This is a genomic window from Ruegeria sp. HKCCD7255 (genome assembly GCF_013031565.1).
In the GTDB taxonomy this organism is placed as follows: Bacteria; Pseudomonadota; Alphaproteobacteria; order Rhodobacterales; family Rhodobacteraceae; genus Ruegeria.
Genome location: NZ_WQAG01000003.1, coordinates 229,138 through 254,090, shown reverse-complemented (window position 1 = coordinate 254,090; position 24,953 = coordinate 229,138). Strand labels below are relative to the sequence as shown.

24 protein-coding genes and 1 pseudogene are annotated in these 24,953 nt (G+C 59.2%); 12 read left to right on the top strand and 13 right to left on the bottom strand.

The window, feature by feature from the left end:
- Window positions 1-52: 52 nt before the first annotated feature.
- Window positions 53-1,804: an acetolactate synthase 3 large subunit gene (locus GOX45_RS07950; protein ID WP_171099671.1), complete on the bottom strand. Its 1,752-nt coding sequence runs from the start codon at window positions 1,802-1,804 to the stop codon at window positions 53-55.
- Window positions 1,805-2,226: 422 nt separating this feature from the next.
- Between GOX45_RS07950 and GOX45_RS07945 the strand changes: the two genes are divergently transcribed.
- The gene (locus GOX45_RS07945) at window positions 2,227-2,613 is read left to right on the top strand and encodes a VOC family protein (protein WP_171099670.1); all 387 of its coding nucleotides are present in this window, start codon (window positions 2,227-2,229) and stop codon (window positions 2,611-2,613) included.
- A gap of 74 nt (window positions 2,614-2,687) precedes the next feature.
- On the opposite strand, the gene GOX45_RS07940 is transcribed toward GOX45_RS07945, so the two are convergent.
- Window positions 2,688-3,332, bottom strand: a complete 645-nt coding sequence (locus GOX45_RS07940) for a response regulator transcription factor (protein WP_171099668.1) — start codon at window positions 3,330-3,332, stop codon at window positions 2,688-2,690.
- Window positions 3,332-4,765 (bottom strand): cache domain-containing protein, encoded by a 1,434-nt coding sequence (locus GOX45_RS07935; protein ID WP_171099666.1) that lies wholly within the window; start codon window positions 4,763-4,765, stop codon window positions 3,332-3,334. Before GOX45_RS07935 ends, GOX45_RS07940 begins: the two co-directional genes overlap by 1 nt.
- A gap of 250 nt (window positions 4,766-5,015) precedes the next feature.
- On the opposite strand from GOX45_RS07935, the gene GOX45_RS07930 reads away from it, so the two are divergent.
- The 3 genes from GOX45_RS07930 (at window position 5,016) to GOX45_RS07920 (ending at window position 9,515) form a co-directional block, all read left to right on the top strand.
- A complete protein-coding gene (locus GOX45_RS07930; RefSeq protein WP_171099665.1) occupies window positions 5,016-6,098 on the top strand; it encodes a TRAP transporter substrate-binding protein in 1,083 nt (360 codons plus the stop codon).
- A gap of 118 nt (window positions 6,099-6,216) precedes the next feature.
- Window positions 6,217-7,143 (top strand): TRAP transporter small permease subunit, encoded by a 927-nt coding sequence (locus tag GOX45_RS07925; protein ID WP_171099663.1) that lies wholly within the window; start codon window positions 6,217-6,219, stop codon window positions 7,141-7,143.
- 17 nt (window positions 7,144-7,160) lie between these two features.
- Entirely contained in the window at window positions 7,161-9,515 is a 2,355-nt protein-coding gene (locus GOX45_RS07920) for a TRAP transporter large permease subunit (protein ID WP_171099661.1), read from the top strand.
- Window positions 9,516-9,649: 134 nt separating this feature from the next.
- On the opposite strand, the pseudogene GOX45_RS07915 reads toward GOX45_RS07920, so the two are convergent.
- The 4 genes and pseudogenes from GOX45_RS07915 to GOX45_RS07900 form a co-directional block, all read right to left on the bottom strand.
- A pseudogene (locus GOX45_RS07915) lies at window positions 9,650-10,040 on the bottom strand (VOC family protein).
- A gap of 6 nt (window positions 10,041-10,046) precedes the next feature.
- Window positions 10,047-10,871 carry an arginyltransferase gene (locus tag GOX45_RS07910; protein ID WP_171099659.1) on the bottom strand — a complete coding sequence of 275 codons (825 nt, stop codon included), beginning with the start codon at window positions 10,869-10,871 and terminating at the stop codon, window positions 10,047-10,049.
- Between the two features lie 75 nt (window positions 10,872-10,946).
- A complete protein-coding gene (locus GOX45_RS07905) occupies window positions 10,947-11,378 on the bottom strand; it encodes an RDD family protein (RefSeq protein WP_171099656.1) in 432 nt (143 codons plus the stop codon).
- A gap of 63 nt (window positions 11,379-11,441) precedes the next feature.
- Window positions 11,442-11,864 carry a DUF2852 domain-containing protein gene (locus GOX45_RS07900; RefSeq protein WP_171100143.1) on the bottom strand — a complete coding sequence of 141 codons (423 nt, stop codon included), beginning with the start codon at window positions 11,862-11,864 and terminating at the stop codon, window positions 11,442-11,444.
- Between the two features lie 115 nt (window positions 11,865-11,979).
- Between GOX45_RS07900 and GOX45_RS07895 the strand changes: the two genes are divergently transcribed.
- From GOX45_RS07895 to GOX45_RS07875, 5 genes are read left to right on the top strand one after another with little or no spacing between them, the layout of a single operon-like run.
- Window positions 11,980-12,411 carry a DUF4440 domain-containing protein gene (locus GOX45_RS07895; RefSeq protein WP_371808959.1) on the top strand — a complete coding sequence of 144 codons (432 nt, stop codon included), beginning with the start codon at window positions 11,980-11,982 and terminating at the stop codon, window positions 12,409-12,411.
- Window positions 12,408-15,194 carry a glutamine-synthetase adenylyltransferase gene (locus tag GOX45_RS07890; protein ID WP_171099655.1) on the top strand — a complete coding sequence of 929 codons (2,787 nt, stop codon included), beginning with the start codon at window positions 12,408-12,410 and terminating at the stop codon, window positions 15,192-15,194. The genes GOX45_RS07895 and GOX45_RS07890 overlap by 4 nt, the downstream gene beginning before the upstream one ends.
- Entirely contained in the window at window positions 15,181-15,453 is a 273-nt protein-coding gene (locus GOX45_RS07885; RefSeq protein ID WP_171099653.1) for a hypothetical protein, read from the top strand. Before GOX45_RS07890 ends, GOX45_RS07885 begins: the two co-directional genes overlap by 14 nt.
- A gap of 52 nt (window positions 15,454-15,505) precedes the next feature.
- Window positions 15,506-16,708 carry an RSP_2647 family RNA methyltransferase gene (locus GOX45_RS07880; RefSeq protein ID WP_171099651.1) on the top strand — a complete coding sequence of 401 codons (1,203 nt, stop codon included), beginning with the start codon at window positions 15,506-15,508 and terminating at the stop codon, window positions 16,706-16,708.
- Window positions 16,705-17,247 carry an RSP_2648 family PIN domain-containing protein gene (locus GOX45_RS07875; RefSeq protein WP_171099649.1) on the top strand — a complete coding sequence of 181 codons (543 nt, stop codon included), beginning with the start codon at window positions 16,705-16,707 and terminating at the stop codon, window positions 17,245-17,247. The genes GOX45_RS07880 and GOX45_RS07875 overlap by 4 nt, the downstream gene beginning before the upstream one ends.
- 71 nt (window positions 17,248-17,318) lie before the next feature.
- On the opposite strand, the gene GOX45_RS07870 is transcribed toward GOX45_RS07875, so the two are convergent.
- The gene (locus tag GOX45_RS07870) at window positions 17,319-18,008 is read right to left on the bottom strand and encodes a M48 family metallopeptidase (RefSeq protein ID WP_171099647.1); all 690 of its coding nucleotides are present in this window, start codon (window positions 18,006-18,008) and stop codon (window positions 17,319-17,321) included.
- Window positions 18,009-18,195: 187 nt separating this feature from the next.
- On the opposite strand from GOX45_RS07870, the gene GOX45_RS07865 reads away from it, so the two are divergent.
- Complete coding sequence (locus GOX45_RS07865) at window positions 18,196-18,708, top strand: peroxiredoxin (RefSeq protein WP_171099645.1); 513 nt, start codon at window positions 18,196-18,198, stop codon at window positions 18,706-18,708.
- A 69-nt stretch (window positions 18,709-18,777) separates the two neighbouring features.
- Here GOX45_RS07865 and GOX45_RS07860 read toward each other — a convergent pair whose 3' ends face one another.
- The 5 genes from GOX45_RS07860 to GOX45_RS07840 form a co-directional block, all read right to left on the bottom strand.
- On the bottom strand, window positions 18,778-19,962 hold the full coding sequence (locus GOX45_RS07860; protein WP_171099643.1) for a VWA domain-containing protein: 1,185 nt from the start codon (window positions 19,960-19,962) through the stop codon (window positions 18,778-18,780).
- 4 nt (window positions 19,963-19,966) lie between these two features.
- Window positions 19,967-20,137: a hypothetical protein gene (locus GOX45_RS07855; protein ID WP_171099641.1), complete on the bottom strand. Its 171-nt coding sequence runs from the start codon at window positions 20,135-20,137 to the stop codon at window positions 19,967-19,969.
- Window positions 20,138-20,142: 5 nt separating this feature from the next.
- On the bottom strand, window positions 20,143-21,507 hold the full coding sequence (locus tag GOX45_RS07850) for a DUF2927 domain-containing protein (protein WP_171099639.1): 1,365 nt from the start codon (window positions 21,505-21,507) through the stop codon (window positions 20,143-20,145).
- A complete protein-coding gene (locus GOX45_RS07845; protein WP_371808958.1) occupies window positions 21,504-21,953 on the bottom strand; it encodes an N-acetyltransferase family protein in 450 nt (149 codons plus the stop codon). Before GOX45_RS07845 ends, GOX45_RS07850 begins: the two co-directional genes overlap by 4 nt.
- A 115-nt stretch (window positions 21,954-22,068) precedes the next feature.
- Window positions 22,069-22,914, bottom strand: coding sequence for a MoxR family ATPase (locus GOX45_RS07840; protein ID WP_171099635.1), 846 nt, complete (start codon window positions 22,912-22,914; stop codon window positions 22,069-22,071).
- Between the two features lie 387 nt (window positions 22,915-23,301).
- Here GOX45_RS07840 and dksA point away from each other — a divergent pair, with 387 nt between their 5' ends.
- Together dksA and GOX45_RS07830 are read left to right on the top strand one after the other, a co-directional pair.
- Window positions 23,302-23,724: an RNA polymerase-binding protein DksA gene (dksA, locus tag GOX45_RS07835; RefSeq protein WP_171099633.1), complete on the top strand. Its 423-nt coding sequence runs from the start codon at window positions 23,302-23,304 to the stop codon at window positions 23,722-23,724.
- Between the two features lie 73 nt (window positions 23,725-23,797).
- Window positions 23,798-24,949, top strand: a complete 1,152-nt coding sequence (locus GOX45_RS07830; protein ID WP_171099631.1) for an FAD-dependent monooxygenase — start codon at window positions 23,798-23,800, stop codon at window positions 24,947-24,949.
- Window positions 24,950-24,953: the final 4 nt, after the last annotated feature.

Sequence of the window (24,953 nt, the reverse complement as noted above, 5' to 3'; positions counted from 1 at the left end):
ATCCTTTTGACACCGGGCGTGTCGCAACGCCCGGCAAAACCTCGCAACAAGTTTAGACCAAAACCGACCCTTTGGAATCGATCACGCCCTGCGTTTCGGCTTCGCCCAGCAGCATCTCGTTATGAGCCTTGCCTGACGGGATCATGGGGAAGCAGTTTTCGTGCTTTTCGACCAGACAGTCGAAGATCACCGGGCCGTCGTAATTGATCATCTCGATGATCGCGTCGTCCAGATCGGCTGGATCGGAACACAGGATGCCCTTGGCGCCAAAGGCCTCGGCGAGTTTGACGAAATCGGGCAGGGCCTCGGACCAGCTATGCGAGTAGCGCTCGCCATGCAGCAGTTCCTGCCACTGGCGGACCATGCCGAGGCGTTCGTTGTTCAGGATGAACTGTTTCACCGGCAGGCGGTATTGCACGGCGGTGCCCATTTCCTGCATGTTCATCAGCCACGAGGCTTCACCGGCCACGTTGATGACCAGCGCGTCGGGATGTGCCATCTGCACGCCGATAGAGGCCGGGAAGCCATAGCCCATCGTGCCCAGCCCGCCCGAAGTCATCCAGCGGTTGGGGTCTTCGAAACCCAGATATTGCGCCGCCCACATCTGATGCTGGCCCACTTCGGTGCAGATATACCGGTCGTGGTTTTTGGTCAGTTCTTCCAGCCGTTGCAGCGCGTGTTGCGGCTTGATGGTCTTTTCGCTGGCGGTGAAGGCCAGACAGTTCACCTTGCGCCACTCGGAAATCTGCGCCTGCCAGCTTTTCACAGCCGCCGCGTCCGTCTTGCGGCCGCGCGATTTCCAAACTTTCAGAATGTCTTCCAGCACATGGGCGACATCGCCGACAATCGGGATATCGACGCGGATCACCTTGTTGATCGACGAGGGATCAATATCCACATGCGCTTTCTTGGAATTGGGCGAGAACGCATCCACGCGCCCGGTGATCCGGTCATCAAAGCGTGCGCCGATATTGATCATCAGGTCGCAATCATGCATCGCCAGGTTGGCCTCGTAGAGACCATGCATTCCCAGCATCCCCAGCCAGTTCTTGCCCGAGGCCGGATATGCGCCCAGACCCATCAGGGTCGAGGTGATCGGGAATCCCGTGGCATCGACCAGTTCACGCAGCAAATGGCTGGCAGCGGGGCCCGAGTTGATAACGCCACCGCCCGTATAGAAGACGGGTTTCTTGGCGGTCTCCATCGCGGCGACCAGTTCAGTGATCTCTTCCAGATCACCTTTCAGAACCGGCTGGTAATGCGATGTCGAAGGCTTGGGTGCGCTATAGGTGCCCGATGCAAACTGAACGTCCTTGGGGATGTCGATCAGCACCGGGCCGGGGCGGCCCGACGTGGCGACGTGGAACGCTTCATGCATCGTTCCGGGCAGCGAATCTGTGTCCTTCACCAGCCAGTTATGCTTGGTGCAGGGGCGGGTGATGCCGACAGTATCGGCCTCCTGAAACGCGTCCGAGCCGATCATGAAGGTGGGAACCTGTCCGGTAAGAACCACAATCGGGATCGAATCCATCAACGCGTCTGTCAGTCCCGTGACAGCGTTGGTGGCGCCGGGCCCCGAGGTCACCAGAGCAACCCCCGGCTTTCCCGTCGCACGGGCATAGCCCTCGGCGGCATGAACAGCACCCTGTTCGTGGCGCACCAGAATGTGCCGGATGTCGTTTTGCAGAAAGATCTCGTCATAGATGGGTAGCACGGCGCCACCGGGATATCCGAATACCGTGTCCACGCCCTGATCCTTGAGGGCCTGAACCACCATCTTTGCGCCGGTCATCTCACGTGTCATCTGCTTTGCTCCGTTGGCGACATGTGTCTTGCGTTTCGCATAAAAAAAGCCCCCGATGATTTCGGAGGCGCATGGGTTCGATTATGGTTTACCGTTACCGGCCCATGCGCTTGGTTCCCACGATTACGACTAGCGTTCTCATCGCCAGAGGCTCCTTTTTGCGTTGGCAGCGACATTATGATCAGGGAATGGGGGCGTCAACAGGCAATTGCGCCAATTTTCTAACCCAAGAGTGTAAAATTTTGATATTTTGTTGCGCAAAATGACGCATGTTGAGAAATTTCCGCGAAGCTGATGGTGTGGGAGTCGTGTCGAGCGCTCCGGGGTCCGGCCTTTGGGGCTGCGATGCAGCTCGGTATCAAGCCAAGCTGCCGGATCAGAATTATGCTATTTTGTAGGTGAATTCAGCTTGGAGGCTTTCTGTGGCGCAGCTTTTGCAACTCACCCCTTTTGTCCTTTGCGCATCGCTGGAGCGGCAGATCCGGTTCTACTGCGATCGGTTGGGGTTCACCTGCACATTCCGGCAAGACAATTACGCGTTCTTGCGTCATGGCGCGGTGGCGATCCGATTGCTGGAATGCCCGCCGCGTGCTGATGGCAAACCGCTGGGGGATGAACACTCCTTTTATATCGACGTCGAAGGCATCGATGAATTGTACGAAAGCCTGCGTCCGGGCTTGGACGACCTGCCCGAAACCCGCGTGCGTGCCCCGTTTGACCAGCCGTATATGCAGCGGGAGTTTCATGTTCTGGATGAGGACGGAGCTTTGGTGTTTTTTGGCGAGGGTATTCAGAGCGCGGAAAGCTAGGTCTCCCGCCCATCGGCGACACGCCTGCGGCGCGTCTTCTCTGGTTGGGCAAGGCAGCGCGTCCCGCGCTGCGGTCAGAAATTGTGACCGGTGCCCTGCAGCATGCCATGTTCCAGCGAGTAGCGGGTAAGGCCCGCGGTTGAAGAAATGCCCAGTTTGCGTTTGATGTTCTTGCGGTGGGTTTCAACCGTGCGCACCGAGATCTCCAACGCTTGGGCGACCTCTTTGTTGGATTTGCCCTGGGCCAGTTCCAGCAGGATGGTCTGTTCACGCCCGGTCAGCGCCTCGCGCGTGTCATCCTGTTTGGGTTGCAACGAACCACGAGCCCCGGTGCAGAGATATTGCTCGCCCTGCATGACCGCGTCGATCGCTTGTTTGATTTCATCTGTCGGCACGTCTTTGAGCACATATCCCCGTGCTCCGTGGCTGAGCGCGGTCGAGATATATTCGGGGCTGTCATGCATGGACAGGATCAGAACGCGGGTATCTGGCAGGCGTTCGAGGATCATCTCGGTGGCGCTGAGTCCGCCGAGGCCGGGCATGTTCAGATCCATCAAGATTACATGCGGGTTCAGACGTAGAACCTGATCCACGGCCTCTTGACCATTATGGAGCGTGCCGACCACTTCGATTTCGTCATAGCTTTCCAGCAGTGACTGGATACCTTCGGCCACCATCGGGTGGTCATCGACAATAAGCACGCGGATAGGATCGGACATCAAGGGCTGGCCTTTCGCTTGGGCGTTGCGTCATCCTGCGGCGAGAGCAGGTGGCTCAGCGGCAGGCTCGCTTCGATCACCGTACCGCTTTGCGCGCCGCGTGATGACAGAATACGCAGCGACCCGTCAAGCTGTTCGATCCGTTCCTGCATGTTGCGCAGCCCGATCCCGGTGCCGACGCTGCTGCGATCGCTGGGCAGACCGCGCCCGTTATCGGTGATGCGCATGGTCGCGCCCTTAGTGTGGCCGCGCAGATCAATGGTCACGCGGGTGGCGCCCGAGTGACGTTCGATATTGGTAAGCGCCTCTTGCGCGATACGGTAGAGCGCGATTTTGCTGTCCTGATCCAGTCGGTTACGGAACACGACGGTCGAAAACTCGGTTTCAATGCCCGTGCGCTCGCGGAAATCATCGGTCAACGCCTTGAGCGCGGGGCCAAGGCCCAGATCGTCAAGCACGCCCGGGCGCAGGTCGCGGCTGATCCGGCGGACCTCGGAGATGGCGGTGCCCAGATTGTCGATGCCTTTTTCCAGCGGATCCTGCGCGCCAGCCTCATCGCCCCGTGTCAGCCTGCGGCGCGCATTGTCCAGCGCATAGCGCACACCCACCAGAATCTGGCTGATCCCGTCATGCAATTCGCGGGCAACCCGGCCGCGTTCCTCTTCTTGCGCATCGAAAACCCGCTGGGTCAGTTCCTTGAGCCGCGCATCTGCAAGTCGTCTTTCCCGGATATTGAGCAACATCCCCGAGGCAAACACGATCAGCACGGCGGCCAGAACAATAGCGCCGATATAGCGGAAGGTGCGCTGTACCCGCGCCTCGACCTCGGCGCGCGCATTGGCAACCGTTGCCACGATATCGTCGATGAAAACACCGGTGCCCACGGCCCACCGCCAATCCTGCAATCCAACCACATAGGCGATCATCTGCGCCTCTTCCCCGGTCGAGGGCTTTTGCCACATGAAGCTGTGCCAACCGGCCCCTTGGCGGGCGAGGCGGATGAATTCATCGACAATCGGCGTTCCATCCGCATCGGTCAGGCCTTCCCAATTGCGGTTGATAAACTCGGTCTGGCGCGGACTGACCAGATTGGTGCCATCATAGTCATAAACAAAGAAGAACCCGTCCTTTCCATAGATCATGGCCGACAGGATTTGGGTTACCAGGTTTTTGGCAATATCATCATCAGGTGCTGCGCGCCCATAGATATAGGCAAAGCCGTTGCGGGCCTGTGTGACGTAATTGCGTAACTCCTCTTGCTTGGCTTCGATCAGACGTGCCTCGAGCGCTTGGATTTCGCTTTCCGCGGTGGCGCGGGACTCATAGGCCACGACAAGCGCAATCGCAGCAACCGCCAAAAGCAATGGCAGCGCTGCCACCAGCGACAGTTTCTGCGCGTAGGTCAACGTGATGAGGTTTCGCAATCCGCCCATGGACGAATCGATACGCAAGTCGGGCTGAAATTGCAAAAAGATTGGGCGTATTTTGCAGCCAGCGCTTGGGAGAGACCTGTGTTGCAGATCAAATCTGCCCAGAATTGACCCAAATGAGCCGAAAAAAGCCACTCGCCTACGCAGTAGTAGGTATTCACATAAATTTCTGCCGCATTAGGGTGACGGGCACTGAACTCGACTGACCCGGTGATTTGCCGGGTATTTGAATATGCAGGGGAGGAACACTCATATGGATCGTCGTTCATTTCTGAAAACATCTGCACTGGGCGGCTCGGCGGCTGCGGCCACCACGCTGGCAGCTCCGGCTTATGCGCAGGGCAATCGCAAACTGACCATGGTGACCTCGTGGGGTCGTGGTCTGGCAGGCGTGTTTGACAGCGCTCAGCGTTGCGCCGACAGCATCAACGCGATGTCGGATGGCAGCCTGACGGTTGAAATCAAAGCTGCTGGTGAACTGGTTGGCGCGTTCGAGGTTTTCGACGCCGTGTCATCCGGTCAGGCCGACATGTATCACGCCGCTGACTATTACTTTGTAGGTCAGCACCCGGGTTATGCGTTCTTTACAGCCGTTCCGTTCGGTATGACCGCGCAAGAACTGGTAAACTGGTACTATCACGATGGTGGTATGGAACTGCATGATGAGCTGGGCCAGATCTTTGGTCTGAAATCGTTCATTGCAGGGAACACCGGTGCTCAGGCGGGTGGCTGGTACTCAAAAGAGATCAACAGCCCCGAAGACTTCCAGGGTCTGAAGTTCCGTATGCCGGGTCTGGGTGGCCAGGCGCTGGGTAAACTGGGCGCATCGGTTCAGAACATTCCAGGCTCGGAAGTGTATCAGGCGCTGTCGTCCGGTGCGATTGACGGAACCGAGTGGATTGGTCCCTGGGCTGACGAAAAAGCGGGCTTCCAGGAAATCACCAAGACCTACTACACCGCGGGCTTCCATGAGCCGGGCGCAGGTCTGTCGCTGGCGACAAACCGCGACGTGTTTGAAGAGCTGACACCGGCCCAGCAGAAGATCATCGAGATCGCAGCTGGTGAAGCGCACCAGTGGAACCTGGCGCAATTCCTGGCCAATAACGGTGCAGCGCTGCAGCGTCTGCAAGCCGGTGGTGTGAAGGTTCTGGAGTTCCCGGATTCGGTCTGGGATGCGTTCGGTGCCGCAAGCCAGGAAGTTCTGGACGAGAACATGGGCGACGAGCTGTTCAAGAAAATCCACGACAGTGCAATGACTTCGATGGCAGCGTCGTCGGGTTGGCAGAACCTGTCGTCGGGTGCCTATACAGCACAGCGCGACCGCGTTCGCGGCTAATCACAACGCGCTTGATCAATCGGTTTCCCCGCGGTCGCGGGGAAGCCATTCCCGTTGCACATAAGCGGTACGGACACCGCCATAAACACACGTGCAACCGAGACGACCTGGGGACAACATGCAGGACGAAAACGGTATCTCGTTCTTCGGCGCCCTGTGGAACGGACTGATCTGGTTCGTTCAGAATATCGCCGAAGCCTTCTATAATTTCGGATACGCCATCACGCATCCGCAGCTGTGGCTGGACTGGTCAGACAAAGAAGCGATCATGCGCTTTGTCTATTACGGCGGTTCCGTCGAGTTCTTCTTTGTGGTGTTCACCCTGTTTCTGGTGCTGACCGTGATTGGTGTCATGTACCGCGATGTCATGTGGAAGATGGTGCGCGGGCTGGAAGGGTTTGCCAACGTGACGGGGCGCTTCTTTGCCTGGGCGGGGCTGCTGATGGTGGTGCAACAGATCATCATCGTCTTTATGCAGCGCGTCTTTACCCGGGCTGATATGGCCTTTGGGTTCGGTATCCCTTTTCAGAAGGATATCAGTTGGTTCGCGGAAGAGCTTAAGCTTTATAACGCTATGGTAGTCTGCATGTGCTGTACCTACACCTTCGTGCAAGGCGGGCATGTGCGTGTTGACCTTATCTATGCGGGGATCAGCCACCGCGCCAAGCGCGTGGTCGATATGTGCGGCGCGCTGCTGTTCATGATGCCAATGGCGGTTCTGACCTGGATGTATGGCTGGTACTTCATGTGGCGTCACCTGATCGTGCCGAAACCGTCGGCCAGTGACACTCTGGATCGTTTGGTGGCCAAGTCGCGCGCCCTGCGCTGGAACGTTGAAACGATCGGGTTCAGCCCGAACGGGTTCAACGCGTATTTCCTGTTCAAGATCCTGCTGATGTTGTTTGCAGGCATGGTGTTCCTGCATGCCATAGCCTTCCTGTGGCGATCCTACCTGGAATATGTCGAAGGACAGGAAAGCACCGGGAAATACCTCGACAAGGACAGCCTTGGCGAAGGTGAAGAAGCCTACGAAGGCGCACATTAGGGACGGAGACCCAGACTATGCTATTCGGACTTGATGGCGTCGAAATAGGCCTCATTATTGTATTCTTCTGCCTCTTCGGAGGCATCTTGTCAGGCTTTCCGGTGGCTTTCGCCATTGGTGGTGCCGGGGTGATCTCGTTCGGGATCATCGCTGCGCTGGACAGCGCCGGGCTGTTGATCCACCAGGCGATTGACACAAGCTCAACCGCGTATCGCGATCTGGTCAATTCCGGGGTCAAACCCGATGTCATATCGGTTTTCCGATACCCCGAGTTACCGCGCATTGGTGAGCCGGTTTTCCCCTCGGGTTGGGAAACCGCGCTGGACCGCAACGTATCCTTCATTGTGAACCGCATGAACGAGCGTGTTCTGGCCGGTCAGTCGATTGAGACGCTGCTGGCGGTTCTGATGTTCGTTCTGATGGGCATCACGCTGGAACGCTCGAAGATCGCCAACGATCTGCTGACCACGATGGCGCGCGTCTTTGGCCCGCTGCCCGGTGGTCTGGCCGTGTCGATCGTGGTTGTGGGCGCGTTCCTGGCCGCTTCGACCGGGATTGTGGGCGCAACCGTGGTCACCATGGGCCTGCTGGCCCTGCCGACCATGCTGCGTAACAATTATTCGCCCGAGCTTGCCACCGGTGTCATCGCCGCCTCGGGGACGCTGGGCCAGATCATTCCGCCGTCGATTGTGATCGTTCTGCTGGGCACATTGGCCGGGGATCTCTATTCCACGGCGCAGGAAACCCGCGCGCAAGAGGCTGGATGCACTGATGCGCTGACCTATCTGGGGGAACCTGCGGTGGTTTCGGTGGGCACATTGTTCCAGGCGGCCTTGCTGCCGGGGATCATGCTGGCGCTTCTCTATGCACTTTATGCCTTTGGTTATGCGTTGCTGAACCCTGACAAAGCGCCGGCTGTGGCCGTTTCTGGCGGATCGGGCGAGCCGATCACCCGTTCAGAAGGCCTGACCTGGCTGCTGGGTGTGCCTGTCGCGCTGATCGTCGGGACGGTTCTTTTAGGCAGTGCCGGAGTTGTCGGCAGCCAGAACATCTCGGTCTCGGCCTTCTCGGACATCACAGAAGGCGCGTCGTTGCGGACCAATGTGTCGGAAGAGTGTAAAGCTTCGATGATCGACCTGCATGGGCAGGCCGCCTGGGATCAGGCGGTGGCCGAACAGGAAGAGATCGACGCCGCCGGTGGTGCGGAGCAGTCCGAGCGCTTGACCGAAGAGGAACTGGCCGCAGCGCGCGAGGCCAAGATCGCCAATGCCGCACCCATCGGTAACGGGGTTGCAGTGATCGTGGTTCTGCTGGGTCTGACGCTGGCGCTGGGTCGCGGCATTGCACCGTCGCGGTCGCCTCAGCCACTGATCGTCGGAGCGATTGGCTTGGTGCTGATGCTGCTGGTGGATATTCTCTTCATCTCACCAACCACGTCGTCCGGCTGGACCTTTGTCAGGCTGGCGATCCCCTTTGGTCTGGCGATCTATGGCTGTAAAGAGGCGGCGATGCGCTGTGCCACAAATGATCTGATCCGCGTGGTCTTCCCCCCGCTGGTTCTGATCATCGCGGTGCTGGGCTCGATCCTGGGTGGTGTGACCAACCCAACGCCCGCTGCGGCTCTGGGCGCAGGCGGGGCCATCATGTTGGCGGCCTATCGCAAGCTCAAGGATCAGGATCGTTCGGCCAAGGTGATCATCTGGGCAACCTTTGCCGTGATCATCTGTCTGCTGCTGGGTGTGAACTTTGATTTGCGCGTCAATCAGGAAAGCGTGCCGTTCGAAAGCTGGGTCGCCTTCTTCTTTGCCTATGCAACTTACCTCTACGCGGTGTTCGGCCTGCTGTTTGGCTGCTGGGTGCTCTATACCAGTGGCGTGCTCACACCGGTGGTGCGCGAGACCGCCAAGGTAACCTCGATGGTCTTTACCATCCTGATCGGGTCGCAATTGCTGAACCTTGTGGTGATCTCGTTCGGAGGCGAGCATTACATCCAGCAGTTCCTGCGGAGTTTCGACAACGAGTTCACGGTTTTCCTGATCGTGATGCTGGTGTTGTTCATTTTGGGATTTGTGCTGGATTTCCTCGAGATCATCTACATCGTGATCCCCATCGTGGGCCCGGTGATCTATGGCGGGTCGTTTGACCCGAAATGGGTGACGATCATGGTGGCGGTGAACCTTCAGACCTCGTTCTTGACCCCGCCGTTCGGCTTTGCGCTGTTCTACCTGCGGGGCGTGGCACCAAAAGAGGTCACGACAGGCCATATCTATCGCGGCATCATCCCGTTTGTGATCATTCAGGTGGTTGGGATTGCGATCCTGTGGTTCTTCCCGACGATCGTGACCATCATCCCCGATCTGATCCCGAACTGATCGTGCAGATCGCTGTTAGAATGGAAAGGGGGCCGCTGGGCCCCCTTTTCTTTATGCTTTGGGGAAGGGGCCAGCCCCTTCTTGGCCTGCGGCCAATTCAACCCCGGGATATTTCCGGCCAGATGAAGAAACGATCAGGTGAACTGAATCAGATCCCAGCGATTGCCAAACGGATCTTGCCACACAGCGACGATACCATAGGGCTCGGTGCGGGGGTGTTCTTCGAAGGTGACACCCGCGGCGCGCATGGCAGCGTGATCGCGGGCGAAATCGTCGGTTTCGAGGAAAAAGCCCACGCGCCCACCGGTCTGATTGCCGATTGCAGCGCTTTGTTCAGGTCCTTCGGCGCGCGCCAGCAGTAATGAGCCATTAGAGGATCCTGGTGGTGCGACACGCACCCATCGTTTGCCGTCGCCCAGATCTATATCCTGTAGAAGCGTGAAACCGAGCGTATCGGTGCAAAAAGGCAATAGCGGTATCGTAGTCCGGCACCACCAGGGTGACGGCGTGAAGGGTCTGTCTCATAAAAGGTCAGCCTTTGGTTGGGTGACGGTCCGGCAGTTGGATATTGGCCACCTGTTCGGCAATGGGGGCCGAGGACAGGGGGTGATGCGACGTATTGGCCAGTGCCTGCGGATTTTCTACCGACTGCCACGCCCCGTTCAGGAAGACCTCAAGCCCCGTGAACTTGGCCTTGTAGCCCATCTTGGGGCTGCCGGGCACCCAATAGCCCAGATAGATGTATGGCAGACCCGCCTCGCGCGCGATCTCGATATGGTCGAGGATCATGTAGGTGCCCAGAGAGTTTTGGTGCTGATCGGGATCATAGAAGGAATAGACCATGCTGAGCCCGTCATCGAGCACATCTGTCAGGCTGACGGCAATCAGATCCTGACTGCTCGGGTCGCTGTATTCCATCACGCGGCTGCGGATCGGTGTCTCTTCGATCATCGCGGCAAATTCGAACACATCCATATCGGCCATGCCGCCATCGGCGTGGCGCACGTCCAGATAGCGGCGGAACAGGTCAAACTGATCATCCGTAGCCCAGGGCGAGGTGGCACGGCGTTGCAGATGCGCGTTGCGTTTGGCAGCGCGCTTCTGGCTTTTGCTTGGGCGGAATTTCGACACATCGATCCGCGCCGACAAACACGCGGCGCAATCGGTGCAGGACGGGCGGTAGAGCACGTTTTGTGATCGGCGAAACCCTTGTTGTGAAAGGGAATTGTTCAACCGGTCGGCACCTTCGCCCTGAAGCGCGGTGAACAGCTTACGCTCCATCCGGCCTTCAAGATAAGGGCAGGGCTGAGGAGCCGTCACATAGAATTGTGGCGCAATTGGCAGCGTGTGTCGCATATGGGTCCCGCGTTTCCTTGGCGGGATGATAGCAACCGTTTCCGGGCCCGCCAAGTGTTTCGCGAAAGCAGGCGATTATGCGCGCCTGTTGATCATAACCGTCCCAAGGAAAGCGTCGGTCAGACCCTGACCGCGCGCGCTGGTGAGCATCATGACGACCGAAATGATCTGCAGAACAAAAAACGTCATGCTGACAAAGTAACCGGCCGTATGTGCGATGGCCTTGCCCAAATCCATACGTGCGCCAAACGCGTCGCGCAGTTCGATCCCCATAAAGCGCATGCCCAGGGTGGCTGATCCGTTCGAGATCGTCACCACGCGATAGATGAAACTGACCACGCCATAGATCAGCGCCAGCACGAAAAAGCCCAGGCCAAAGGTCAGCAAGATAGCCACTGTGCACAAAAGCGAAATGAAGGCGATGTCGAACAGCCAGGCGACAAAGCGCTTGGTCGCAACAGATTGATAGAATTCCGGCTGGGTATCCGGATCAGGCAAATAGGTCATTTCTGATGTCCGCGTAGGTTTTCAAATACCCTGTCCCGATTGAGGGGACAGGGCAAGCCGTGATCAGGCCGGTTCACCGTTTTCAGGTTCATCACGGTTGTCGCGGGCGCGTTCATCCATGAACTCGTCGAACTCGGCCTTGTCCTTGGCTTCGCGCAGTCGGCGCAGGAACGCTTCAAAGTCTTTCTGCTCACGTTCCAGCCGGGCCAGAGTATCGGCCTTATAGGCGTCAAACGCGCTGTTGCCCGAAGGTTTCATAGCGCTCATGTGGCTGTTCCAGGAAGAACGGCGGCTGCAGGATTTGCTGAACATGCGTTTGCTCCAGATCATATAGGCAAGAAAGGCCAGGCCGATGGGCCAGAAGAAGATAAAACCAAGCACCATGGCAGCGATCCAGGCACCTTTGCCCTTGCTGTCCAGCCAGGCCTCGGCGCGGTGCAGCCATCCCGGATTGGAAGGGACGGCGGTGTCGGACAATGCGGTCATATTGAGGTCTCCGGGGTTGATGTAAATTGCGTTCACATCTAACAGATGGGAGGGCCTGGTCCGGCTTGCAAGGGGTAAATGTGAAAAAGATTTACATTTGCCCGGATTGGCCAACTTGCCCGTTGACGCGGTGGCCGTTCAGGCGCAGGTTCCCGTCATGCAAAAGACTGAAAACACAAACGCTCCGTCCCTGAATGAAATATTGGCTTTGGAGAAGCGGGTCTGGTCCGCTTTGGTCGAAGGGGATGCCCAGGCAGATCGCGCTCTGCTAAGCTCGGATTTCCTGGGCGTCTATCCCACCGGGTTTGCCAATCGCGATGATCATGTGGGCCAATTCGCCGACGCGCCGACCATGGCCCGGTTCGAGTTGAGCGAAGAAAAACTTAGGGTACTGACCCCGGATATCGTTCTGCTGTCTTACCGGGCCGATTATCAACGACCGGGCGCGTCAGAATGGGAGGCGATGCTGATCTCGTCGCTGTGGGAAAGGCGCCACGACAAATGGCTCAACAGCTTTAGTCAGGACACGCCGCTGGAGCGGACATGACCGCGGCACTGACAGTCCGACGGATGCCGCGCGCATTCGACCCAGAATTGGGCGCTGAGACGCGTGAAAAAGTTTCGGATGTCACGTCAGAACAGGCTGAACTGATCGCCGGAACCGCTGGGTCCAGCCCCTATCTGAAAGGTTTGATCGAGCAAGAGGCCCCTTGGTTGGCCGAAGCGTTGCAGCAGCCCGACCAGGCACTGTCAGATGTGATGGCTGCGGTGCGCGATTTGGAACCGGCGCAGCTGAAACCGGGTTTGCGTCTGGCCAAGCGGCGCATGGCAGTGTTGACCGCTCTGGCCGACTTGGCCGGTGCGTGGCCATTGGAAAAGGTGACAGCAGCGCTGACGGATTTTGCCGCTTTGGCCGCCGATATGGCCGCCAAGGCCGAGATCGCAGCGCTGATCCGGCGCGGTAAACTGCCGGGTTTGACCGAAGAGGATATAGCCACTGCGGGCGGGTTGATCATTCTGGCCATGGGCAAAATGGGTGCGCATGAGCTTAACTACAGCTCGGATATCGATCTGATCGTCTTGTTCGACGAGACGCGCTTTGATCCTGGTGATTTCTATGAGGCGCGCCACGGCATGGTGCGTGCGACGCGCAACATGTGTGCAGCGCTCAGCGACAAGACTGCCGATGGCTATGTCTTCCGCACCGATCTGCGCTTGCGGCCAGACCCGGCGGTGACGCCTGTGTGCATGGCGACCGAGGCGGCCGAGCGATATTACGAAAGCCTGGGCCGAACATGGGAACGCGCAGCTTATATCAAGGCGCGCCCCTGCGCAGGTGATCTGGCCGCCGGTCAGCGATTTCTGGACGCGCTGCGCCCCTTCGTCTGGCGCAGGCATCTGGATTTCGCGGCCATTCAAGACGCCCATGACATGCGCCTGCGGATCCGAGAGAATAAAGGCACCGGCGGGGGCCTTAGCATCCCCGGTCACGACATGAAGCTGGGGCAGGGCGGTATCCGCGAAATCGAGTTCTTCACCCAGACCCGTCAACTGATCGCCGGGGGGCGCGACCCGGATTTGCGCCTGCGCGGCACGGTTCCGGGGCTTGCGGCCCTGGCCGAGAAAGGCTGGGTGCCAGCCGATGTGGCCGAGAAGCTGACGGATCACTACCGCGCCCATCGCGAAGTCGAACACCGTATTCAGATGGTTCATGACGCGCAGACCCACAAGGTGCCGCAATCCGAGGATGGCGTCGCCCGGGTCGCCTGTCTGATGGGCATCGACAGTGCCGAGCTGACCTCTGACCTGACCCGCCGCCTGAGCGAAGTGCATGAACTGACCGAAGGGTTCTTTGCCCCAGGCCAAACCGTGGCACCTGCGCCCGATCACGCCTTTGATCAGAAAATACTGGCGCGCTGGCCCAGCTACCCGGCGCTGCGCTCGCAACGGGCCCGGCGTATCTTTGACCGGCTACGGCCCGAGCTGTTGTCACGCCTGTCGCGCGCGGCACAACCAAGTGAGGCGCTGGTGGCGCTGGATGGGTTTCTGTCGGGCCTGCCTGCCGGGGTGCAGCTGTTTTCCCTGTTCGAGGCCAACCCGCAATTGATCGATCTGCTGATCGACATCGTCGGCACCTCGCACGCGCTGGCCATGCACCTGTCGCGCAATGCATCTGTTTTTGACGCGGTAATCGGTGGTAGCTTCTTTGATGACTGGCCCGGACAAGCCGCTTTGCAGGCGGAGTTGGCGCAGGCGCTGAGCGCCGAAAGCGATTATGAAACGCAGCTGGATCTGGCGCGGCGCTGGTGCAAAGAATGGCATTTCCGCGTTGGCGTCCACCACTTGCGCGGGCTGATCAACAGCGCGCAGGCCGGGCAGCAATACGCTGATCTGGCGGGCGCGGTGATTGCGGCCATCCTGCCGTTTGTTGCTGCTCAATTCGCGCAGAAACACGGCCGGGCTCCGGGGCGGGGCGCTGCCGTATTGGGCATGGGGTCGCTCGGAGCGGGCCGGATCAACTCGCAATCTGATCTGGATGTAATCGTGATCTACGACCCGCTGGATCAGGACATGTCCGACGGCTCGCGCCCCTTGGCCACCCGAACCTATTACGCGCGTTTCACGCAGGCGCTGATCACCGCTCTGACCGCTCCGATGTCGCAGGGGCGGCTTTATGAGGTCGACATGCGCCTGCGCCCCTCAGGCAATCAGGGGCCGGTGGCGACCAGTTGGGCCAGTTTCACCAACTATCAGCGCAACGAGGCCTGGGTTTGGGAACATCTGGCCCTGACCCGCGCCCGCGTGGTCGCTGGCGATGCAGGGTTGGCGAAGGATATCACCGATTTCCGTGCGCAGCTTTTGGCCGAGCCGCGCGACCCGGCCAAGGTCTTGAAAGAGGTGTCCGAGATGCGCGACCGTCTGGCGGCGGCCAAAGCACCCGCTGGGCTCTGGGACGCCAAGAACGGGCCTGGGCGCCTGATGGATATCGAATTACTGGCGCAAACCGGCGCGCTGTTGTCCGGTTCGGTTCAACGCGATGTACATACCGGGTTGGATGGCGCGGTCGCAGCCGGGCTTTTGCAGGTCGCAGAGGCGCAAACACTCAAGGATTGCTATGATTTATGCTGGTCCGTGCAATGCGCCGCGCGCCTGCTGTCGGGCAAGACAATCGAAGCCGACAAGATCGGCGAGGGCGGCACCGCATTCCTGTGCCGGGCCACGGGTTTCGACGATGTGGAGCAATTGCAGGAGGCGCTGCAAAACAGCTATACGACCGCTGCCGATATTATCGGCCGCGTGGTTGAGGAGGGTACAGATGGCGCGCAGTGATGATCCCAACGACCACAAGGGTCTGATCCGCGAGGCCTATCGCATCGATGGCATCACCCTGAAGGAATGCCGCAGCATCTTTCTGGACTGGGCGCTCAGCCTGCCTGCCGAGCGGGACCAGAGGCAAGCCCTGACCGATCTGCATGCACTCTATGTGGCCCAGGCTGCGGACCATCCGATGACGCAGGTGCTGGCCGAAGGGCTGCAAGCGGCGCGAACCCCCAAGCGGCGCGGCGGCTGGCGGTCTCGCCAGCGTTAGTGGTGAGCACCAGGGGCTTTCACCTCTGCGCATTCGCGACTAAGAGGGCGTCATGACAGAACCCGCCGACCGCCCCCGCATTCGCCTGAAACCCAAAGCCAACGCACGTGGTCTGCGCCATGGCTTTCCCTGGGTCTATGGCAACGACATCGTCACCGACCGGCGCACTCGCAAGATCCCCGCAGGCGCGCTGGCAGTGCTCGAAGACGACAAACGTGCGCCCATTGCGCTGGTGGCGGTGAACCCGAATTCAAAGATCATGTGCCGCGTGCTGGATCGCGACATCACGGCTGATTTGGATGCCACATGGTTCGAAACCCGCCTGCACCGCGCGCTTGAACTGCGCGAACGCCTGTTCGATGCGCCCTATTACCGGCTGGTCCATGCCGAGGCGGATGGCTTTCCCGGAGTGATCATCGACCGCTTTGACGAGGCCTGCGTGATCCAGCCCAACGCCGCCTGGGCCGAGGCGCATCTGGATCTGTTGACCGACGCGCTGGTCAAGGTCACGGACGTGACTGTCGTGCTGAAAAACGCCTCGGGCCGCACGCGCGGGCTGGAAGGTTTGGACGATGTGAGCCAGACCCTGCGCGGCGAAGCACCCCAGGCCCCGCTGCCGGTACCGATGAACGGGGCCACCTATATGGCCGATCTCACCGGTGGTCAGAAAACCGGCCTATTCTATGACCAGCGCCCCAACCATGCGTTTGCGGCCCGGCTGGTGCAACCCGGCGCGCAGGTGCTTGATGTGTTCAGCCATGTGGGCGGGTTTGGCCTGGCGATGCTGGCCGGTGGGGCCGGGCAGGCGCTTTGTGTCGATGGCTCTGCCGCTGCGCTCGATCTGGCGACCCAAGGGGCCGAGGCCTCGGGGCTGGCCAACCACTTGCAAACCCGTCAGGGCGACGCGTTCGACGTGCTGACCCAATTGGGCGAAGAGGGCGCGCAATTTGACGTGGTGATCTGCGACCCGCCCGCCTTTGCGCCCTCAAAACAAGCCCTGGACGCAGGCTTACGCGCTTACGAGCGCATCGCCCGTCTGGCCGCGCCGCTGGTCAAACCGGGTGGCTATCTGGGTCTCTGCTCTTGTTCCCACGCCGCTGACCTGTCGCGCTTCCGCGACGCCTCATCTCGTGGCATTGGCCGGGCCGGGCGACAAGCGCAACTGATCCACACAGGCTTTGCCGGGCCGGATCACCCGCAATTGCCGCAACTGGCAGAAAGCGGGTATCTCAAAGCGGTGTTCTATCGGCTATGAAGGCCGTGCTCGACACCTGTGTTATCTACCCCACGGTGATGCGTCAGATGCTGCTGGGCGCCGCAAAGCTTGGCCATTTCACTCCCATCTGGTCCCCGCGCATCCTCGAAGAATGGGCACGCGCCGCCCGCAAACTGGGCCCCGAGGGTGAGGCGCAGGCCCGCGCCGAAATTGCCCTGACACAGGCACAGTGGCCGCAGGCCGAACACCGCCATGACCCGGGTGCAGAACAACGGCTCTGGCTGCCCGACAGCGCAGATATTCACGTTCTGGCCACAGCGATCACCGCCTCGGCCGATCTGGTCATCACCGTGAACGCCAAGGATTTTCCCCGCAACATCCTGGCTGAAGAGGGGCTCGACCGTCGCGATCCCGACAGCCTTTTGCGCAGCCTTTGGGAGGTGAACCCCGAAGGCCTTGAAAGCCTTGCCGACAAGGTCCTGACTGAGGCCAATCGTCTGTCGGGGGATCAATGGACCCGGCGCAGTCTGATGAAAAAGGCACGCCTGCCCAAACTGGGTAAAGCCCTCGCTCCTTAAAGCGGATACCCGATCATCTGGTTTAGAAAAATATCTCGCTGAACGCGAGAGGCAGGTCTCTCGTCCCGGCCTTAACCGCCCGCACCCCAGCGCTGCTCAAGCGCCTCCAAAGCGGCAATCCGCTCCTCCGTCTTGGGATGGCTCATCAGCCAGGCCGGCACAACACCGGCGCGCTGCTGGGTCAGCTCCTCAAGCTTGTGAAACAGCGACTTTTGCGGCCCGATGCCGATCCCGGCCTTGGTCAGCAACGCAGCCGCATATTCATCCGCCTCATACTCATCCCCGCGCGACAGGCGCGAGGCCAACAGGGCGGTCAGCGCGTTGGCGATCATCGCACCTACGAAGGGAATAAATCGGTTCAACACCAGCATCAGCGCCGTGCGCAGCGCGTTCTGGCCGGAAAAATCAATCATCCGCCGCCGCGCATGTCCCAGCGCCACATGACCCAACTCATGCGCAATCACGCTGGCCATCTCCTCGGCGGAAACCTCGCCCGAACGGAATTTCCGGTAAAACCCCCGGGTGATGAAAATTCTCCCGTCGGGTGCAGCAAGACCGTTCACCGGGTCGATTTCATAGATGTACACCGGCACCCGCTCGATCTCGAGCGCTGCGGCCAGACGGTCGGTCATCCGCTTTAGCACCGGATCTGCCAGTTCGGTCGACTTGGCATCCAGATCCTTGTGCGTGCGCCAGACAGAAATCCGGTACATGACCAGACCATAGAGAACGGCAAGAAGGATCGGGGTGAGGCGCAACATGCGTTAGATATGGGTGTCCGTTAATCAAGAGCAAACAGAAATTTCGAATACCGGTTTGAGTTTCCTTGCAAAGATTTGTCGGCGAACACTGTTGCCGAGTATTTTCTTATAGATGCCAAGCCTCTATCCTCAGATTGTTACGCAAGTTTACCAAGGCGTTCGCCGGATGAAATGAAAAGGAAACGACATGTCGCAAAAACCAAAGGTGAACGCTCCAGTGGGAGATCTCAGTTTCGACAGCGTATCTGGCGACCGGATTGAAGTGGGTCAGCCCAAAGACCGATGGACCATGCTCTTTGTATATCGGGGGCGCCATTGTCCACGGTGCAAGCGGTTTTTGAACAAGCTGAATGCGATGCTATCCGCATGGGTCAGTGTCTTGGATGTGGTGGTCGTGTCAGCGGACACGAAGGAAAAAGCTCTGGCTGACAAAGACGAGTTCGGATGGACGTTTGATTTAGGCTACGGGATGACCGAGGCGCAGATGCGTGCGCTGGGTCTCTATGTGTCAGATCCACTGTCCGAAGCCGAAACATCGCAACGATTTTCAGAACCCGGCGCATTCGGCATTCGGCCCGACGGTACGTTGATGTTGGTCGACATCTCGAATGGTCCTGCAGCGCGTCCGGACTTGGACGAGTTGCTGGACGGTATGAAGTTCAATATCGAAAATAACCGCCCCGCAAGAGGAACTGCTTGAAAACACCAAGCCTTTACAGCGGTGTCCGTTAATGCGTCAAAGCACACAGGCCTCAATTGGAACCGAGCGCTACCGCGTCAGCTCTCGCATACCCTGTTCGAGACCGGCCAGTGTCATCGGCACCATGCGGTTCTCGAAAATCTCTTGGATCATGCTGATCGAGTGGGTGTAGCCCCAGTATTTCTCGGGCACCGGATTGATCCAGAGGTTTGACGCCCATTGGTCGCGCGCGCGTTGCAGCCAAACCTGGCCTGCCTCTTTGTTCCAGTGCTCGTTCGCGCCACCGGGATAGGCGATTTCGTAGGGGCTCATCGAGGCATCGCCGACGAAGATACATTTGTAATCCGGCCCATAGGTGCGCAGCACCTCATGGGTGGGGGTCTGTTCTGACCACCGGCGGCGGTTGTCGCGCCAGACGCCTTCATACAGGCAATTGTGGAAGTAGAAATATTCCAGATGTTTGAACTCGGTGCGCGCGGCTGAGAACAGCTCTTCCACCACCTTGATATGCGGATCCATCGAGCCGCCCACATCCAGAAACAGCAGTACCTTGACCGCGTTGTGGCGTTCCGGGCGGGTTTTGACGTCCAAATAGCCATGCTCGGCCGTGGCGCGGATGGTGCCGTCCAGATCCAGCTCTTCCGCCGCACCTTCACGGGCCCATCGACGCAGACGCTTCAGCGCGACCTTTATGTTGCGCGTGCCCAGTTCAACTGTGTCGTCCAAGTTCTTGAATTCACGCTTGTCCCACACTTTGACCGCACGCTGATGGCGGCTTTCTTTCTGGCCAATGCGCACCCCTTCGGGATTATAGCCATAGGCCCCGAAGGGAGAGGTGCCAGCGGTGCCGATCCATTTATTGCCGCCCTGATGACGGCCTTGTTGTTCCTTCAGACGCTCGCGCAGCGTGTCCATCAGCTTGTCAATGCCGCCCATGGCTTCGATCTCGGCCTTTTCTTCGGCTGTCAGATGCTTTTCGGCCATCTTCTCAAGCCAGTCGGAGGGGATGTCCACAGCCTCCAGCACCTGATCGAAACCGATCTCAGACAGCCCTTCAAAGCTGGCGGCAAAGGCGCGGTCGAACTTGTCGATATTGCGCTCATCCTTCACCATCGACACGCGGGCGAGATAGTAGAACGCCTCGACATCATATGTGGCCAGACCCTTTTTCATCCCCTCCAGAAAGGTCAGGTACTCCCGTTGTGAAACGGGGATACCAGCTTTGCGAAGGTTCTCGAAAAAGTTTAAAAACATGGGGTTACGCGATAAACCTCACCAATATCAGCGACAGGATCAGACCTAGCAGAGCGAAGGCGATGCCATACCCTGCCGCATATTGCGCCATATCGGCCTTGTTGCCATTGCGCTTGCGTGCCGCCATTGCACCAAGCGCGGCCCCCAAGATCGCCATTCCCAAAACAACCAACATGCGCCTTACCCGTTCGTGTTGCGCGCGGCCTGTTCAGCGATGCCATCCGACACGGAACGGGCCACAAGATCCGAACCGAACCCGTAGCGTGCCCATCCGATACTGTCCAGCCTGACGGTGCGTGCCTGATCCGGGCGACCGGATTGCCGCAGCGCTTCGGATTTTAACAATAGCAACGTGGCCAGCAACGCAGCATTTTCCGCTTGTTGCATGACGGCGATGGCGTCGTCCAATTCGGGGATCACCGATGGGCCCCGTCCTCGGGCCAAGGCGTAAGACGCGGTTTGCGCCGTCACATGAGCCTGATGTATTTCGGTGCCGGCGGTTGCCTTGAGGTATTTTAGCGCCACCGCATAGTGCCATTGGGCCCGCTCGGCATCGTCAAACTGCGCCATGCGGCCCAGAAGATAGTGCGGATAGGCGCGCCGGTGATCGGTCCAGCCTTGTTCTTCGCCGATGCGAACGGCCTGTTCCGCGGCGCGCACGCGCCGGGCAGATGCCGATGTTGATCCCAGCGAGGTCTGGACGGCCTTGATCCACTCGCGCGGGGTCTCGGATACCGGTTGCGCGGGTATGTTTTCTCCGCGCGGGTTCAACCGGCGCAATATGCCGGGCAGAACCGCCGCGACCTGATCACGCGTCATGCCGCTGCGCAGTTCAGGCGCATAGGCCGTGCGTAGGATCAGCATGTCGAACCCGGTCAGGATGGTGTGGAAATTGTCGTCGTTGAACACCGAATCCGGCAGATGATAGAGATCGTTCAGAGGTCCAAGCGACTGGGCGAGTTCCTCGTGCAGGCAATCGCGAATTTCTTGCGGGCTGGCGTCATAGGGAATGAAGATGCCGATCTTCTCGCGGCTGCGCAGCGCGGTCCAGTTGCTTTTCTGCTTGCGCCGGTCGCGCCGGTATTCTTCCAGACTGGCTGAATTTGGCACCACGAAACAGGCCGCTTGGGGCAGGGTGCGTTGGATCTGCTCTTGGCTGACGCCTTCGATCGTGATGCTGGCCGGTCCGTCCGAGATCTGTGTGATGTCCAGACGCGCCTCGCGGCGCAAGCGCGACAAAAGTCGGGTCAGGTCCGATTGCATGGTTGGAGGAACCGTCCCGGTCAGACGCACCGTAATCGGGGTTTCGAACCGGGTGAAAACCGGCAACTCCGCTCCGCTTTCCAGCGCAAAATGCAGATCCAGGAAATCGGCGGCAATATTTGCGTTTGATCGTGCCGCCGGTTGCGGACGAGTGGCGCCAAAGGATTTCGCCGGGGGCAGGGCGGCTTCGATGGCCTGCACCCGCGTCGGTTGTTCCACCGCTGGGGTGGTGGTGCAGGCGGCAAGCGCTGCCGCCGCTATGAGAACCAGAGCCGTTCTCATGGCCGCTGATACCTGATGAAGGGCGTCAGCTTGCCGACACGATCATAGAGTTTTCTGGCCGTTTCATTGAAATCTTGCGTCAGCCAATAGACAGCAGGTGCACCCAGACGGTCGGCTTCGGCATAGACCGCTTCGATCAATGCGCGCCCGACACCTGCACCACGGGCCTGTGGTGCGGTGAACAGATCCTGCAGATAACAGACGTTTTCCACCTTCCACGCGTGCCGATGAAACAGGAAATGTGTCAGACCGACCAACTGCCCGTCCAATTCGGCCACCAGGCACGAGAAGTCTTGCGGATCTTCGCCCATGAGCCGGGCAAAGGTGCTGTCATAGACCTCATCACTCACTGTGCTTTCGTAAAACGCCAGATAAGCGCGCCACAGCTTTGACCAGGCCTCGCGATCCTCGGCACGAAGGGGGCGAATGAGAGGAGTATTCGGCAAATGCGCCATCCTTTCCTGCAGAAGACAGGACCGCCCCCTGAATTGTCGTCATGCTGACATCCGACCTGACCCTTGGCAAGCGATCATCACCGGATCGTCAACAATGCGGCGGTATTCAGCGCTGCGAGCGCGCCATAAAGGCAAGCCGTTCAAACAGATGGACGTCCTGTTCGTTCTTGAGCAAGGCGCCATGCAGCTTGGGCAGCGCATTGGCCCCGTCGCGCTTGAGATCTTCGGGTGTCAGATCTTCGGCCAGCAAAAGCTTGAGCCAATCCAGCACTTCCGAGGTTGAGGGCTTTTTCTTCAGCCCCTGGGTTTCGCGGATCTCATAGAATTGGGTCAGAGCCGTCGTCAGCAGCGCATCTTTGATGCCGGGGTGATGCACCTCGACAATGCGGCGCATCGTGGGCTCATCGGGGAAGCGGATATAGTGAAAGAAACAACGGCGCAGAAAGGCGTCGGGCAGTTCTTTTTCGTTGTTCGAGGTGATGATCACGATCGGGCGGTGCTTGGCCTTGATCGTCTGACCTGTCTCATAGACATGGAACTCCATCTTATCGAGCTCTTGCAGCAGGTCATTGGGAAACTCGATATCGGCCTTGTCGATCTCATCAATCAGCAACACGACCTTTTCATCCGCCTCAAACGCCTGCCACAGCTTGCCTTTGCGAATATAGTTCGCGACATCATGCACGCGTTCCTCGCCCAATTGGCTGTCGCGCAGTCGACTGACCGCGTCATATTCATAAAGGCCCTGCTGCGCGCGGGTGGTCGATTTGATGTTCCATTCGATCATGGCCAGACCCAAGGCTCCGGCCACCTGCTTGGCCAGCTCGGTCTTGCCGGTTCCAGGTTCCCCCTTGACCAGCAGAGGGCGCTCGAGCGTGACCGCAGCGTTCACGGCAATGGTCAGATCGTCGGTGGCGACATATTCGGCTGTGCCCTGGAAACGTGCGGTCATGTGATCCTCGTTGACAACGTTCAGTCAGCCCTGATCGGGTCAGACCGCTCTGGGTTACCGTCGGGCGTTCTGCAATGCAAGACGGGTCGCTGCGTTGCAGCTTCACGCGGATGTGAAGCTGTTTGAGGTCTACGCGGTATGATTCGAAACGATGCAACCAGAAAAGGTTGTGGGCCGCGCCTTGAAAAAGCCCGTTAATTTCCACAGAAAACAAGCTTTTTTGTTGCATGTCTCATAGTTAGGCAAGGCCGCATGGCGACGCTTACAGGCAACGTTTGCATAGTGACAATCTTCGCGCCGTCAGTTAAACGCACCGCAGAAGGGGAGTGCCGAATGTCTGGTGACACGACCGCGACCGACGGTTCAGCCCGTACCGAGGGAGCAAAAATGAAACAGGAAGTTTTCCTGCCGGAAGATTACCGCCCGGCTGAAGATGAGCCGTTCATGAACGACCGACAGCTTGAATATTTTCGTCGCAAGCTGACGGATTGGAAAACCGAACTTCTTGCAGGCAGCCGCGATACCATCGAGGGTTTGCAGGACAATACCCGTAACATTCCCGACGTTGCAGACCGCGCCAGTGAAGAAACTGATCGCGCGCTGGAGCTGCGCACTCGGGACCGTCAGCGCAAGCTGGTGGCCAAGATCGAGTCGGCCCTGCGCCGTATCGACGAGGGTGAGTATGGCTATTGCGAAATGACCGGCGATCCGATCTCGCTGAAACGTCTAGATGCGCGTCCGATCGCCACCATGACGCTGGAAGCGCAAGAGCGTCACGAGCGTCGCGAAAAGGTTCATCGCGACGATTGATCGCCGCATTTTTGAACAAGAAAATCAAACGCCGGGGCCTGTTGCTCCGGCGTTTTTGCGTTAAAGCGGGGGCATGGGTGTCAACGGTTTGAAATTCTGTGTCATCGGGGGCGGGATCGGTGGTCTGGCCGCCGCTTTGGCTCTGCGCCAGCAAGGCGGGGATATAACCGTGCTTGAACAGGCCCCTGCCTTGACCGAGGTTGGCGCGGGCCTACAGATTTCTGCCAATGGAATGGCAGTTCTGCGCGCTTTGGGTGTCGTATCCGAGACGCCCGAAGCCGGCCAGAGATCCTTTGGCACCGAGCTGCGCGACTATCGTCATGGGCGTTTGATAAGTCAGATCCCAAGCCCCAAGGCTGGGCCCACCTACTATTACCACCGCGCTGATTTATTGGATCTATTGCACGCGGGCGCCGTTCGGGTAGGGGTCGATATTCGTCTGGATGTCTGTGTCGAAACGGTTCTGACAACCCCGGACGGGGCGCATGTCCAGCTTGAAAACGGAACACAGATAGAGGCCGACTGCATCATCGCTGCCGACGGGGGCCGCAGCCGCATCCGACCCATTCTGAATGGTCCTGAAGAGCCCCGATTTACCCGGCAGACCGCCTGGCGCGCCACCATCCCCTGGAGAGGTCGAGACGACACCCCGCGCGCGGTGCTGACGATGGGGCCAGGTCGACATGTGGTCACCTATCCTCTGCGAGATCAGAACCTGATGAATATCGTCGCAGTCGAAGAACGCTCGGATTGGCGCGCCGAGGGCTGGCGGCAGGAGGGCGATCCAAAAGACCTGCGCGCCCGCTTTGCCGATTTTGGCGGCACGGTCGGTGAAATCCTGGATCGGGTCGAGCAGGCGAACCTATGGGCGTTGTTCCTGCGCCCTGTGGCGCAGCAATGGCAAAACGGGCGGCTTGCGCTGCTGGGCGATGCGGCACATCCGACATTGCCCTTCATGGCCCAAGGCGCCTGTCTGGCACTTGAGGACGCTTGGTGTTTGGCGCGTACCTTTCAAAACCAGCCCGACATCGCGCGGGCGCTGTCTGCGTATGAAACCACCCGAAAACCGCGCGCGACAAAAGTCGTTGCGGCGGCAGGCGTGAACGCGCGCAATTTCCATCTGCGCGGCCCGGCCCGACTTGTCGCGCAAGCGGGATTGATGGTTTTGGGCCCTCAACTCGGGCGGCGCTATGACTGGATTTATGACTACGATCCGACGGTCTGAGCCG

Bases quoted from the DNA above. Each gene is read 5' to 3' on its own strand.
- GOX45_RS07870 (WP_171099647.1), bottom strand. From the start codon at position 18,008: ATGTTGCGCCTCACCCCGATCCTTCTTGCCGTTCTCTATGGTCTGGTC.
- GOX45_RS07860 (WP_171099643.1), bottom strand. From the start codon at position 19,962: ATGTTTTTAAACTTTTTCGAGAACCTTCGCAAAGCTGGTATCCCCGTT.
- GOX45_RS07950 (WP_171099671.1), bottom strand. From the start codon at position 1,804: ATGACACGTGAGATGACCGGCGCAAAGATGGTGGTTCAGGCCCTCAAG.
- GOX45_RS07880 (WP_171099651.1), top strand. From the start codon at position 15,506: ATGACAGAACCCGCCGACCGCCCCCGCATTCGCCTGAAACCCAAAGCC.
- GOX45_RS07910 (WP_171099659.1), bottom strand. From the start codon at position 10,871: ATGCGACACACGCTGCCAATTGCGCCACAATTCTATGTGACGGCTCCT.
- dksA (WP_171099633.1), top strand. From the start codon at position 23,302: ATGAAACAGGAAGTTTTCCTGCCGGAAGATTACCGCCCGGCTGAAGAT.
- GOX45_RS07850 (WP_171099639.1), bottom strand. From the start codon at position 21,507: ATGAGAACGGCTCTGGTTCTCATAGCGGCGGCAGCGCTTGCCGCCTGC.
- GOX45_RS07940 (WP_171099668.1), bottom strand. From the start codon at position 3,332: ATGTCCGATCCTATCCGCGTGCTTATTGTCGATGACCACCCGATGGTG.
- GOX45_RS07935 (WP_171099666.1), bottom strand. From the start codon at position 4,765: ATGGGCGGATTGCGAAACCTCATCACGTTGACCTACGCGCAGAAACTG.
- GOX45_RS07930 (WP_171099665.1), top strand. From the start codon at position 5,016: ATGGATCGTCGTTCATTTCTGAAAACATCTGCACTGGGCGGCTCGGCG.
- GOX45_RS07900 (WP_171100143.1), bottom strand. From the start codon at position 11,864: ATGACCGCATTGTCCGACACCGCCGTCCCTTCCAATCCGGGATGGCTG.
- GOX45_RS07925 (WP_171099663.1), top strand. From the start codon at position 6,217: ATGCAGGACGAAAACGGTATCTCGTTCTTCGGCGCCCTGTGGAACGGA.
- GOX45_RS07905 (WP_171099656.1), bottom strand. From the start codon at position 11,378: ATGACCTATTTGCCTGATCCGGATACCCAGCCGGAATTCTATCAATCT.
- GOX45_RS07920 (WP_171099661.1), top strand. From the start codon at position 7,161: ATGCTATTCGGACTTGATGGCGTCGAAATAGGCCTCATTATTGTATTC.
- GOX45_RS07890 (WP_171099655.1), top strand. From the start codon at position 12,408: ATGACCGCGGCACTGACAGTCCGACGGATGCCGCGCGCATTCGACCCA.
- GOX45_RS07855 (WP_171099641.1), bottom strand. From the start codon at position 20,137: ATGTTGGTTGTTTTGGGAATGGCGATCTTGGGGGCCGCGCTTGGTGCA.
- GOX45_RS07830 (WP_171099631.1), top strand. From the start codon at position 23,798: ATGGGTGTCAACGGTTTGAAATTCTGTGTCATCGGGGGCGGGATCGGT.
- GOX45_RS07885 (WP_171099653.1), top strand. From the start codon at position 15,181: ATGGCGCGCAGTGATGATCCCAACGACCACAAGGGTCTGATCCGCGAG.
- GOX45_RS07865 (WP_171099645.1), top strand. From the start codon at position 18,196: ATGTCGCAAAAACCAAAGGTGAACGCTCCAGTGGGAGATCTCAGTTTC.
- GOX45_RS07840 (WP_171099635.1), bottom strand. From the start codon at position 22,914: ATGACCGCACGTTTCCAGGGCACAGCCGAATATGTCGCCACCGACGAT.
- GOX45_RS07875 (WP_171099649.1), top strand. From the start codon at position 16,705: ATGAAGGCCGTGCTCGACACCTGTGTTATCTACCCCACGGTGATGCGT.